At 35.5% G+C, this 12,895-nt stretch carries 12 protein-coding genes; 1 reads left to right on the plus strand and 11 read right to left on the minus strand.

The features are described 5' to 3' along the window. Positions 1-6: 6 nt before the first annotated feature. The 11 genes from RV00_RS01505 to RV00_RS01555 all read right to left on the minus strand — a co-directional run bounded on the left by RV00_RS01505 (position 7) and on the right by RV00_RS01555 (position 12,084). Positions 7-2,529 (minus strand): ATP-binding protein, encoded by a 2,523-nt coding sequence (locus RV00_RS01505; protein WP_071860835.1) that lies wholly within the window; start codon positions 2,527-2,529, stop codon positions 7-9. Between the two features lie 14 nt (positions 2,530-2,543). Continuing rightward, a complete protein-coding gene (locus tag RV00_RS01510) occupies positions 2,544-3,233 on the minus strand; it encodes a TcpE family conjugal transfer membrane protein (RefSeq protein WP_071860836.1) in 690 nt (229 codons plus the stop codon). 2 nt (positions 3,234-3,235) lie between these two features. Then, positions 3,236-3,574, minus strand: coding sequence for a TcpD family membrane protein (locus RV00_RS01515; RefSeq protein ID WP_071860837.1), 339 nt, complete (start codon positions 3,572-3,574; stop codon positions 3,236-3,238). Next, entirely contained in the window at positions 3,575-4,594 is a 1,020-nt protein-coding gene (locus tag RV00_RS01520) for a conjugal transfer protein (protein WP_071860838.1), read from the minus strand. Between the two features lie 4 nt (positions 4,595-4,598). Further along, a complete protein-coding gene (locus RV00_RS01525; protein WP_002336271.1) occupies positions 4,599-4,973 on the minus strand; it encodes a hypothetical protein in 375 nt (124 codons plus the stop codon). Beyond that, a complete protein-coding gene (locus tag RV00_RS01530; protein WP_025188530.1) occupies positions 4,970-5,455 on the minus strand; it encodes an antirestriction protein ArdA in 486 nt (161 codons plus the stop codon). Before RV00_RS01530 ends, RV00_RS01525 begins: the two co-directional genes overlap by 4 nt. A gap of 12 nt (positions 5,456-5,467) precedes the next feature. Then, the gene (locus RV00_RS01535) at positions 5,468-6,769 is read right to left on the minus strand and encodes a replication initiation factor domain-containing protein (protein WP_071860839.1); all 1,302 of its coding nucleotides are present in this window, start codon (positions 6,767-6,769) and stop codon (positions 5,468-5,470) included. Between the two features lie 374 nt (positions 6,770-7,143). Next, entirely contained in the window at positions 7,144-8,580 is a 1,437-nt protein-coding gene (locus RV00_RS01540) for an FtsK/SpoIIIE domain-containing protein (RefSeq protein WP_071860840.1), read from the minus strand. A 16-nt stretch (positions 8,581-8,596) separates the two neighbouring features. Continuing rightward, complete coding sequence (locus RV00_RS01545; protein ID WP_010783787.1) at positions 8,597-8,995, minus strand: DUF961 family protein; 399 nt, start codon at positions 8,993-8,995, stop codon at positions 8,597-8,599. 15 nt (positions 8,996-9,010) lie between these two features. Further along, positions 9,011-9,331 carry a hypothetical protein gene (locus tag RV00_RS01550; protein ID WP_071860841.1) on the minus strand — a complete coding sequence of 107 codons (321 nt, stop codon included), beginning with the start codon at positions 9,329-9,331 and terminating at the stop codon, positions 9,011-9,013. A 59-nt stretch (positions 9,332-9,390) separates the two neighbouring features. Further along, positions 9,391-12,084: a SpaA isopeptide-forming pilin-related protein gene (locus tag RV00_RS01555; protein WP_071860842.1), complete on the minus strand. Its 2,694-nt coding sequence runs from the start codon at positions 12,082-12,084 to the stop codon at positions 9,391-9,393. A gap of 175 nt (positions 12,085-12,259) precedes the next feature. Here RV00_RS01555 and RV00_RS01560 point away from each other — a divergent pair, with 175 nt between their 5' ends. Next, positions 12,260-12,838, plus strand: a complete 579-nt coding sequence (locus RV00_RS01560; protein WP_071860843.1) for a DUF6037 family protein — start codon at positions 12,260-12,262, stop codon at positions 12,836-12,838. Positions 12,839-12,895: the final 57 nt, after the last annotated feature.

Below are 12,895 nucleotides of genomic sequence, written 5' to 3' on the forward strand. Positions count from 1 at the left end.
TCCTTTCTAAGCGCTAAAGGTCGTTTCCACATCTGCACTTGTATTTTTTTTGACCGTTTGCAGCATTTGATGGATTTCTTCATAAGGACAGTAGACAAGCATTTTGCCAACACGTCCTCGTAAATCTAAATAAAGGCAATGATATTTTGGTAGGTTTTTTAACCACTCAATATTCTCATTAGTGATTTCTAATCCTAAATGACGAAGAATATCTTCTCGTTCATCTTTGTCATCGTATGCAAAAATTCGTCCAAAGTTTCCTGTATCGTCTTCTTCGGCTGTATCTTTAACCGATTGAGTGACAATAATAAGGGTATTGTTAAAACTTCGACCAACTCTGCGCATGGATTTGATAATCGCACGACCGTTTTTAGAAGAATTAAAAATCCAACTTTCATCAAATAGAACAACGGTGCTTTCTTCTCGGTCACGTAAGCCGAAAAGTTCACAGAATTTTCCAATAGACATCATCAACATGACCGATTTTCTTTGTGTAGCACTGTAATCACTGCTAAGCGTTTCTGCACGAGGCATTTCTAACCCCAAAACTTCTAAGATAGTCACCTTATTCGTGAGATTTAGTCCTTCATTTTCGCCATAACTAAAAGCTAATTCTAAAATAGAACCTTGTACTGATTTCTTGATTAAGCTGGCCGTATCTCGTACCTCCTCATGTGGACTTTCCAGCATGAAGTCAACTACATGAAGTAAGCCTATTCGTTCGCCTTGATCTCTTCTTTTTAATACAGTTTCGATTCCTTCTAGCATTGCCAATCTTGATTTTTTCTCTCTAGCACTAGTGAAATCATAAAGCTCTTCAAATAAGTCTTGTGCCATATCTTTTGCAGCTACTCGATTAGGAATAAAGCAGAAGGGATCAAGAACGCCTTTGTTACTGGTTTTATTTGGATCAAGTCTCACTTGGTGGAAGTGCTGTTGAATGAAAGCACAAGTGTCGGGATACTTTTCTTGATAAAGTGGATGATTGATAACCTCCATAATCCAATCGAAGAATTCAGATTTAGGGTCAACGTACAATCCTTTTCCATTCATTAAAACTGAAAGGAAGAAAATAAACTTTGCTAAGTAGGATTTTCCGTTTCCAGTGGGTCCAGTGATGGCAATGTGCGGACTATTGGCTTTTTTATCGGCGATATCATTTTGGTTCCCGATAGATGGATTAAAGAAAATGGGTTTTCGGCTCGTTTTTGCCACTTCTTTTGGTGTTAAGTTTCGAGTGTTTTTCAATTCCGAAACCATACCAATAGGAATTCCTACGTTATCGCCGATCCGATTTTCAACACTCAATAACATTTCACTAATTCCCTCAACTGTGGTGTAGTGAAGCCAATTTTTTTCAGGACCTAGTTTGTTACCAGCTAAAAATTGATGGAAGAGAAACACTTGATCGGCTAAGCCTTTGACTATTTCAACATTTCGAGATTGGCATAAAGAAATGACGGTACGAATCCGACTGCGACATTCCTCTGGTGTTTGTCCAAAGACACCAAAAAGTCCCAGCCATTTAATGACAGGGACTCTTAAATCTATTTTATTGTTTAGGTCAGTCAAAGCATAACGGTTAAAGCGGCTGGATTTCATTTCGGAATCGCCCATAGAAACCGTTTCTTTTGCACTATTTTTTAATCGCTTGGCAGCACGAGAAGACTTTCCTTTTAATCCTCTACCACCTTTTAAGGGTTCAAAATGCCCTTTGAGTCGGAATTCTACTGGAAAGGGGAGACTTTGCACCACTTCTGCTATATGATTGAATGCCAAGTTGGGGGCGAATTTATGAATAGGAAGCAGAGCAATGTAGCTAGTTCCTTCTGAGCTTCTTAACTTTAATAAGCCTTGTTCTTCTGTAGGATCAAGAATAGTATCTGTTAATGAATAGCTGCTATTTTCAACAAAATCAAGATCAAAGGAAGTCTTCATTCCACGTACATAGGGATAACGGCAGGCTTGTAGCACTTCTTGTTCAGTAAGTCTACGCCCATTAACCGTTCCAACAAGTTGAAAAATTTCTGATTCTATTGAACGGTATCGTTTTAAAAAATCTTCATCAACAGTTAGGTGATAATGGTTCAAGGATAATAACTTTCCTGCGTAATAGTCAACGACTTCCATCGCTTTTCCTTTTACAGTTGTTGCAGAAGATAAACTAGAAAGTTTAACCCCAATATAAAATTTTTCCGTTGTGAGAACTCGAAGTTGATTTTCTAATTCGGAAAGTGTTCGATCAACTAAACTATCGCCCATTGATTTTGCTTGTTCATCAAAATTTTCGGAGAAAGCTGCTAGCCGCTCACTAAGATTGTAAGAATGCGGATTTAGAAATAGTTCAAAGTCCTCAAAACGGCGTAAGCTTTGTAAAAATTGATTCCATTTTTGTTTATGCTTTTCTTGAATTTCTTTATTTTGACCAATAACATAGTCGCTAGGACAAGTAAAATATGCCCAAACTTCATTTTCTGTAGTAAGCAATAAATTATGATAAACCTTATGAAATGGCTGTTTAAACTTCATTTTTTTCCACCTTTCTATAATAATCTAGTGATTCGTTTACGAATGGATTGCTTGATTAATGACTGATATTGTTCCTTTAATTTAGGAATTTCTGACATCGGGATAACTCCGTCTGCAAATTGCCGAAAGAGTATTTTCTTCATTAGCAATACTTCATCATCTGTTTCAAACAATTCATAGAAACCTTCTTCTCTTGCCTTTAAGGATTCAAATTCATGGATTAGTTCTGGAACAACACTATCTTTTATTTCTTGTTTCAATTGGTCAACATCTAATGTATTCATTTTTGCTTCTCCTTCTTTTTTTATGGAAAGCTGTTCAACGGTACAGCGATCATAAATTACTTTTTCTTGTTTAAATGAGTGAAGTTGCTCATGATACAGTGATTTATGCCCAAATACAAAGGTCAGAAGATAGAGAAAATAATCTTTCAAAAAAATATCCGCTCTCTTTCCATCTGGTTCAACTCGGTTAAATAGTTGTACTAATCCATAAGGAATCGCCAGAGAAATCATGACGACTAATTGATTCATTCCAAAAAGTATCAACAAAGTACTAAACACAATCGCAAAACTGACTGTTGCAACAGTGAAGTCCTGTGCATAAACGACAAAAGGTAAGTGGACATTTTTAGCAATTTCTCGAATCATATAGGGGGCATTGAAGGGCTCTCTATAGTCTAATATCTGTTTTTCTACATTCATGACTATAACCCAAAGTAGCTTTTTAGATTAGAAAGGGAATTAAGAACGCCTGTAGGGTCTTTAATAACAGCGTAAATGATACCGCCAAAAAAGAGCATTGCAAAACCTTGAATCCATTTTGAATTTAGAAATTCTTTGATGACTAAATAAACAACAACTACCCCAAAAATTGGTGCAATCCAGTCATTCAAGATATAGTTACTGGCTTCTTTAGCATTTGCATCAGCATAAGCGACAGGAGATAGAAAGAAGAAGAATAAAAGGCTGCTGAATATTGTTGTGAGTTTGACGGTTAGTAGTTGTCTTTGCTGAGGAGATCGGACTATTTTCTTTTGTTTCATTTAAATTCCTCCTAAATAATGATGAATGGTTTCAATAAAATAAGTGTTTTCTCGTTGCTTCAATAATAAAGTCATGGTTTCCTTGTGTCCTATTTTTGTTTCACCATCAATAACATCAAAGGTAACAAAAGCAAAGAGTTGTTCGTCCTTGAAGAAGGGCTTAATTTGGCTATTGTTTATCTGATAATTACCTGTTAGAATCTCTGGTTCTTTCATCATAAATGCCATATCTTCCAATGAAGCAGATACATATTTATCAAGGAATGACTGAATGAAACTGATAACCGCTTTTTCTTCTTTGTTATCGACTTGTTGGTACTGAGAAATATCAGGCATTTTTAGTTGCCCGTTTTTTGAAGTTAGTGAAGGCTCAAGAGTAAAATAAGGATAGGCAGTCACTTTAAACGATTGATTTTTTAATTGCACAAAAGGGATATTTAACAACACACGATTTTCAATTTTTTCGTAATCAATATATTTTTCTTTGATAACTACTTTTTTATCATCTTCCTTTTTCTTTACATCACGTTCTTTTGTAACTGGAGCATTGATTTCATAAGCAATACGGTATTGAGCCACTAATTGTCCATTTTCGTTGACTAGATTATAAAAATCAGAAGAGAGTAGTTTTCGTTCAGTCCCTGTATTCTTTTCTTCATCTAGAGTGATCATGAAATAGGTCTCTTGGAGTGAATTAAAACGTTTTTCAAATGCTTGCTGATCGGTAGGAATATTAATGTAAACTGTGATGAAAGGCTGTAGAAACTGTTTATACAATTCTGATGTAACAACTGTATTTGTATTTTTTGCTAATTCTTTCTGAATCGTTTCGGTTAATGAGGTTTGTTCTTTGCGAATAAGACTTTGCATTTGGGTAGTTTTAAAAAAGGCAAAGGGACCACTGCTGATTAAAAAAAGCGTTAGGATTAGAAAGAAGGTACGAGTCGTTCGGATACTAGCGGCTTTTTCTTCTTTTGGTAAAGCTGGGGGATGATTCTTTTTCTCTTTGATAAATTTCATTGAATTACTCCTTTGCGATTATTAAAAAAGGGAACCCCTTTACCAAATAAAGGAGTTCCTTTGCAGAAAGTTGCGTACCATAAATTTTTAAACGACTAGGCTGAGAATTGAATAGATAGGTAGCTTTGTAAAAATCATACGAATAACCAAGATAAACGCCGGAATCGCTATAACGTTCTAGTCCTTCAATATAAAGACTGGTGTGTTTAGAAAGAATTCGTTCAAAACAGACTTCTTTTTTAGGAATAAAAACCAGATTTTCTCGTTGAGTTAGTTTTTTTACAGTGAGAAATTGCCGAGCTTGTCTTTCGGGAATTTGTCCTTCTAAATAGAAAAAGCCATATTTTTTTAGTTCTTCTTTGAGATATTTCTGATTCATGACAATACCTCAATAATAGTATTGTCGTTTGCTTGATAGAGGCGTCCATCTTGGCGTAAATCTTCGCCAATTCCCTCATAGTCAACATTCCACTTGATTAAATCAGGAACACCAGATAAATAGCCAAGATCATCCACTAATTGTTCTGCATAGTCTTTATAAGAATAACAGTCAGAGTAGACTTGAATTTCATCAATTTGTTCAAATGCATCTAAAATATCGCTGAAAAATCCGTACTCTACAAGTTCACCTAAATAGTGAATGGCTGGGTGTCCACTATGCTCATCCAGTTGTTCTGCTACTTCATTCATTTCATTAAAATTTTCATAGTGAGAAAGGGTAAATGGTGCCATGTAGTCTGTTATTAAATGTTCCTGCCCATCGTCCAATTCGATTTTTTCTTTGACTTCTTCCCAATCAATAGGTAGTTCAAACCATCGCCCTTTATGGGTATGAAGATTTTCGATATATAATTCAATCATGTTTTTCACCTCTCAATTAAATAAAAATTGTGCTAATAGTTGTTCGACTTCATCTTGTGTAACAGTTACAGAAGAGGGAGTAGTCGTTCGAGTTTCTTCTTGTATCAATAATTCTTTGATTGTTGTTGTAAGTTTTGCCAACTCTTCTTGATCTTTTTCTTTTAGCTCTGCTTGCTGAATTCTAGACATTAACTCATTTTTGCCAAATGTTTGATCCATAATCCAAATTTTCTTTAGTGTAGGAGCAAGATAGTTTGAGAGCCAGCGTAACGCTTTATCATAATTTGGTTTTTCACCCTTCATGGTCAATCGCAATTCTTGCATGCTTTCAATGACCATGCGCCAATTTTGGCTGTAATGAGTGCGCAGTCCATTTGAGTCACAATCATATACTTTAATGGCAGTATCGATTAATTCTTTAACAATCCATTCAATTGTTTCTCCTGTAGAAAGTAAATACTCAACAAAGAGATAGGCTTTTTCGTCAGCTAAACGGATTTCATAACGGTTTTTAATGCCATATTTTTGCCGAGCCATTTCAACAGAGATTTCTTCTTTTTTTGCTAGTTCGTAATCTTTTTGGTAAAAGTTTAAATAAAACGGCGATTGTCTGGAACCAAAATAAAGAGAGAGTCCTTTGTTGAGCCGCTGTCCACTTTTAACAACAATTCCTCCTGTAAAATCAAAATTGCGAAATGTGGTATCGACTAATCCTTGTTCAACTTTTTCTTTCAACTCAAATAAATCATAATTGGGATAAAGAAGAGAGAGATGTTCATCCAGAGCCAAATCAATTCGTGTAATTTTGGTGTCAATTATTAGACCTTCACCAAAAATATTCGATTGATAAAGCCGCCAAAAGAATGTTGTCCAAGTTTCTTCCTGTTCTTCTAGTACCAATTCATATTCTCGACAACCTTGTCCACGCAGTTCAATCATTACACCCATATCTAGGTTTTCTGGATTTGAGAAAACAAAGATGTCACTGAAACAATAGCTTTCTGTATAATGATTAAAACCATAGTTTTTGTAAATGAATACATCTGGATTCATTTGTAATATCTTCTCAATTACTTGAGAAGGGGAGTGGATTTTGAATCGAACACGAAGAAAATCAATTTTTGCTTCCATTGGTAGAATGCCACCATCCAAATGGAATGTTTTACGTATTTTTTCTGTAGATTTTTTTGTAATCGCTCGTTTGCCAGTTTCAATCATGGAGAGATATGATTTACTCCAATTAAGCTTTTCGGCAAATTGCTGTTGTGTTAATTGTAGTCGCTTTCGTAAAATTTTTATTTCTTGATTATTCATGGGTCACCTGCCTTGTTGTTCACAAAATAAATGAAAATTGTTTACAGCTTTATTCTTAAAGAAAAGCTTTATTAATAAGGGATTTGGATAACCAATTTGTCTTTCTTGTAAAAAGTTACCCCCATGTTATTTAGCGGGGGTAACAGGTTAGAGCGAGCACTGCTCGCCCTAACCACGCACAGTCATAGGCAGGAAACCTGCCTATTCCTTTTCGTTCTACCGCCACACACCAAAGTGTGCGGCTTTCACAAGGAAACCTTGTTCATAAAACGAAGCGGTTAGTATCAGCTTCTTCCATCCGCTGAGGCAACGAAAAAAGGGCAACAAAAGATAAAGCTTTTCCTTTCCCTTTTTTCATTGATATAGGGAGTATCTCACCCTAATTTTTTCTGTGAAAGTCCAAAAGCTGAATGTGCTTCATTAATTTCCTCAGTAGTCATTTCTTGTAAAAGCTCTTTTATATTTAATGTTTGCATAGTACCTATTTGTCTAAGTTCTGCTAGGAAATCATATTTTTTCGGAACAAGAGGGGCATAGAATTCACGAGGAACTCCTGAGCCACTATCGCAGTAGCCTCTGCCTTTCATTCGTTTATTGATGAACGCTTTTCCTTTTTGATCCGATCCAAAAGTCATGTAATAGCCCTGTTCTGATAGCTTTCCCAAGCTAACTCGAAATAGAAGATTATCACGTACACCGCCACCAAAGTTATCTGCATCAGGACGTTGGGTTGCTAATATTAGAAAAACACCTGCTTGTCGTGCTTTTAGAACAAGTTCCTTTACATATCGCAGAATTTCGTCCTGTTCTTTATAGGTTAAGGTGCCAAAAAATGCTGCCCACTCATCAACAATAATAAAGTAGGGAGGAATACCATAGTATGCAAAGTTTTTCCCTGTTGTATAGTTAGGGAGAGCCTTCATATAAACATAACGTCGATTCATTTCTTCTACAGCATTTTTTAAGCATTTCGTGATCCATTTTGTTCCGTAAAATACGTGATTTTTGAATAAATGTAGACTTTCTAAATCTTTTAAATCTGCTTCTTTTGGATCACATACATCAACTGTTCCAACCTGAATAAGCGCATGGATTAAGGTGAGCAGAAAGTAGGACTTGCCACCCCCTGTGCCTCCAGTTACTAACATGTGAGGCACTTCGGCATAGTCCCATACAACGCCATCCATGAGTTTGACTTGTCCATTTGTTACGATACAATCTTCAATTCCAATCCGCTTACTGATCACATCAATCATTAATAAATAGGTGGTGAAGCCCATTTCCTTTTGTTCCTCAATGAAGTCAGCAATGTACATTTCTTCAAAAGTCTTTGCAATTTTTTGAAAGCGATCATGCCATTTCATGCCATCTGTGGGAACCGTTAAATAAAGAATTTCCTTGGTATTACGGTAATAAACTTTTGGGAAAACCATTTTTTCAGTAGCCTGTTCTTTTGATTTCCGTTCCTTCTTCTCATACAATCCATTGCTTTTCAAGAGGCGAGCTAACATTTGTCGTTGGTAGACTCGATAGAAGAAACCACCCTTTAAAAAAGAAACTCTGCGAATCATGACCAAAACTAACAACGGCAAGAAGAGTATTAAAAAAAGCCCTCCAATGGGAACTAAGAGGGCAATCCAATCAATTATTTGTCTTTGTTGCATCATCTGTATTAGCGGATAGATAAAAAGGTAGCTATAGTAACCAGCAGATAATAGAAAAGGAAACCAAGCTAGTAGAAGGTAGGTACGATAAACAGATAGATGTAGAGGACGAATTCTACGTCCACGATAATGAAAGAATGTGTTCATAGTTGCCTCCATTCAATTAGTTTTTCAGATTTTGGTCCCCTTTAGCTTGCTTTACATTAACTGATTCTACTTTTTTTAGGGATTCTGCTCGGATTTTGAAGGCTTGCTCTGACTGAATCGAATCGTTATAACCAGTATAAGAAGAAAGCCAAGCAAGTGCAGTGACTTCTCCTGTAAGCTCTACTTCATCATCATAAGAGAACGCTGTAGTATCAACAGTTTCTGGAACAGTAATATCAATTTGGTCATTTTTAGCTTCGGAATAGACAGTAATGCGTTGTTCACGAACAAAATCTGTTCGGTTACCTTCTGTATCTGTTTCATAAATTTTTTGGCTATTCAAATAGAATAATTTTCCAAATGTTCTACGTGTATCAAAATCTTTCACAATGTTATCTTCAAATTTTAAACTCATCATTTTTCTCCTTTTCTAGTTCAGTGTCAGCAGTTGTTTAGCGAAAATTCGTAATTCAAGTGATCGACTAACTGTTCCAATATTATTTCGTTTGGCACTAGGAACAAGTGTAACTTCACGCAGCTCGACTTCTTTACGACCTTCAAAACGTAGGGAGTTTCGTAAATTTGGAACGATGATTTCAAAGTCAGGATGAAGAGCAGAGGAGGCTGTAAAAATGCGACAAGGGATTCTTTTTCCCTCTACATAAATTTCTCGTTCTTCTTTAACGGTTGCTTTGATTTTATTTCCTAATTGATTGTCCTTTAAGACAATGCTTGTGACACGATTGGACATCTTTTTTCCTTCTTTCTTTTTTATAATAAAAAAGAGACATAGAACTGCCTCCGTTTTTTCTAATTATCGTTGTGATGCTTTTTCTTTTTGTTGTAAAGGTAATAGCCAGCAACTCCAGCTAACAATAAGCTCCCTAAAATAATTCCTGCAAAAGAAACAACTTCACCCGTTTGTGGTAAGCTTCCTGTTACAGAAGTTTCTTTTTTACTTGGAATCATTTTATTTGTCATGTTACATTTGATAACCTCACCGTCTTCTTGAATTTCAAACTTAATCGGCGTTTCGTCTATTTGATAGCCAGTAGGGGCTTTATATTCTTGGAAATAGTAAACTCCTCGTGGTAAGTTTTCAAAACTAAAACGACCTTGATGATCCGTCTTTCCTTCAATGATGATTTTTTTATCTTTATCAAGAATACGAACGCCTGTATCTGGCAGCTCTATTCCGTTGGACACGTCCGTTTTGGTTAGTTCAGCAATCCCTTTGACTAAATGATTTTTAATCTCCAGCAGTAGAAGTGGTTCTTGATTGGTTTGTGGTTCCTCAGTTGGTGTAGTTTCATTTGTTAATTGCTTGTTTGGATTTTCTTCTTGTTTCTCTTCATTAAGGATTTCACCAAGTAAAGTTCCTTTACTGTCATAGGCTTGAATTCCTTTTAGAGTAGAGATAATTTGATAGGTCTCAGGAGATAGGACATACTGTTCAGAAGCTGGTTGTTTTTCTTTCAAATAGAATGTTCCCACAGGGATATTGGTAAAGGTAGCAAGAGATTGTTCATCAACAGTGACTGTTTGAATCACTTCTTTCTCCTCATTTTCTAAAGTCAAAATAGTGCCTTTTCCATTCCCTGTAAAAGCAAAATCATAGCCATTTTTTTCTTTTAAAGTGGCTTCTTCATTTACTTTTTTTAGTGAAAATTGATTGAAGTGAAGCTTATTTAGAAGTGGTACAGATTCATCCTCTGAGTTTTCTTTCGCAGCATAAATGTCGATTACTTTTTCGGATTCGTGGTCAGCAGCTGTAAACTCAAATTCATGATGGCTAGTGTCAATATCATGATTTTCACCAGCATCTAATTCTTTAACATAATAGTTTCCTTCCATTAATTGTTGCCTAGGGAACGTAAGTCCACCATCTTTTACTGTGCCAAAACCTAGTAGAGAATCAGCAGGCAGCACTGTTTTATCTGTCATTGTAAATTCTTGATTAGTAAACAGACCGAATAATTTGTCGTTGGCTTTGATCTCTTCTATAATTGGTTTATTTTCTTTCCACTCCTGAATCTGTTCTTCGTTTTTATGGAGAGTGATCTTTAGTTGTTGAAAATCGTTTTTTGCTTCAATAGATTGAGATACAAGTTCAACGTTTTGTCCTTCATAGGTGAATTCAAAAGGAAGCGGAGTGGTATTCATCAAATAGCCAGCAGGCGCAGCTGTTTCAATGGCTTCATATTTTCCGAGATAAAGTTTTGGCATATTCATTAGTTCACCATTGTTATCTGTTTGAACAGTGGCAACTACACTTCCTTTTTTTGCATGAACATAGTTGCCTACTTTAATATCTTCACGAGCTTTGATGGTGAAAGTTACATCCGCCAGAGGAACATAATCGAAAGTGATTTCATGTAGCTTTCCATATTTTGAATCTTTGGTTGTAACACTAGAAGCTTTTTGCCCTGTTTTCTTTAGGTGAAGCAATCCTTGTTGGGCTTTATTTCCAAACACCACTTCAATTGTTTTATTGGGTTCAATCGTAATTTCTTTAGATTCGCCTTTATTTACAAAGCCATTGTTGGCCGTTACTTCGGTGATTTTTATTTTGGTACCAGCTTTTAAGTCATTTATTTGAGCTAAACCATTCGTATCAGTGACAATTTCTTTGGATTGTCCGTTAAACTCAAATTTCATTTTTGTATTGGGGACAGGCTGTCCGGTATCCTCATCTACTTTTTTAAATTTGACATTACCGTTTAAATTGACTTTGATATTTAGCTGAAAGGAGCCGGCATTAGATAATTTGAAAGTAGCTACTTTTTGTTCATTGGGTTTGTTGAAAACAAAACTTGTACCAACATCATTCGCATTTGCGATATTGTACTGTAATTTTCCTGTTTCTTTCGATGAACTGGTTGCGGTTAACTTCAATTGGTTTCCGGATTTATTTAGTTGTAGATTAGCGGAATTGCTAGCTAAATTGCCATACTTACTTAAAACACCGTTTGTATCATTAAGTGTGATTGTATCGCCAACATTTAATGTGATCGTCTGATTATTGAATGAAGGTTTTGTATTGTGTGCATTCACTTTTTCTAGAATTTCATTTTTCCGATTTTGATAGTTGGGAAGGGTGGTAGACAGTAGCTGATCGCCAAACGACTCCCAAATCATATTTTGAGTTATTCCATAGTTTTCACTTGTAGGATTCGTTTTATAGCCATAATAGGCAATCAGAGACAAGCGGTCTTTTTCAGCAATAGTGAGTTCAGATGGATCAAAACCAGAACCGCCGTTTAAAATGGAACCATGTTCAATACAAAAGGCAGGCTCACCCTCTGCTTTAATCATGTGAACACCATCATCTGTCCAATGAAGACCAGCAGGGTTCGCTAAATACCAAGTAGAAACGTAATCAGCAATTCTTGTGTAGTTGACGGTAGCAGCAAGAGCAGTGATAGGAGTAACAAAAAAACTAGCCATAATGACTATCAATCCCAGATAGTTGGCTAGTTTGTGCTTTTTATATTTAGTTGTCATTGTTTCTTTTCCTCCTTTAAGTTATTTTTGTTTTTTAGTTTAAGAGAGGGACTTCTGATTAGTGGGGACACGGGTTTTTGTTCAACTCCTTTTTGCCAAAAGTATTATTCAAATGGTATGGAACATGATAGAATTAATTTATTAAGAAAACTTAGATTATTTTAGGAGGGAATTTATGAGACTAGAAAATTTTGAACCATTATTTATTGCAATGAATCAAGTAGGTGAGAAAAAACAGAGATTTACAATAGAGTATAATGGAGTTAGAGCACACGTTCTATTCTTGGCTGACATTGAACCATTTCTTTTGATTTTTGGCATTCAAGGTACAAATGAGTATTTTGAGTTGGAAATGACTCGAGATTTTGAAGTTAATTCTTTTTTTGTTAAAGAACTGTATCGGAAATTAATAGAGATATTCAATATTCAGTATGATCCTGATCATAAATTCACACCGAATGACTTCTTGAGTTTTGTTAATAACAATGTACCTGAGTTTAGAAACACTGAAAGAGTAAAAAGTAGTGATATTCTTCGATATAAAAGAGACATAGAGGAAGCGGACAAAGTACATTTCTGTGGTTGGATTTATCATACTACTAAAAGTAATGCTCAGCCTCCTAATCTTGAAAAAACACGAATTTTAATGGGTGAAGCAGCCTATAAGAGATGCTGTGAAAGAAATATTAGTTCTAAATGGACCGATTTAATAGAAAGAAGAACTGATCCAGATTTGGAAAATTTTTTAGCTTAAAATGGATTTCTAAATAGCAATTGTAATATTTTAAATTGCTCAGAGTTAAAAAGGACT

This window comes from Enterococcus devriesei, from assembly GCF_001885905.1.
Classification (GTDB): Bacteria; Bacillota; Bacilli; order Lactobacillales; family Enterococcaceae; genus Enterococcus_A; species Enterococcus_A devriesei.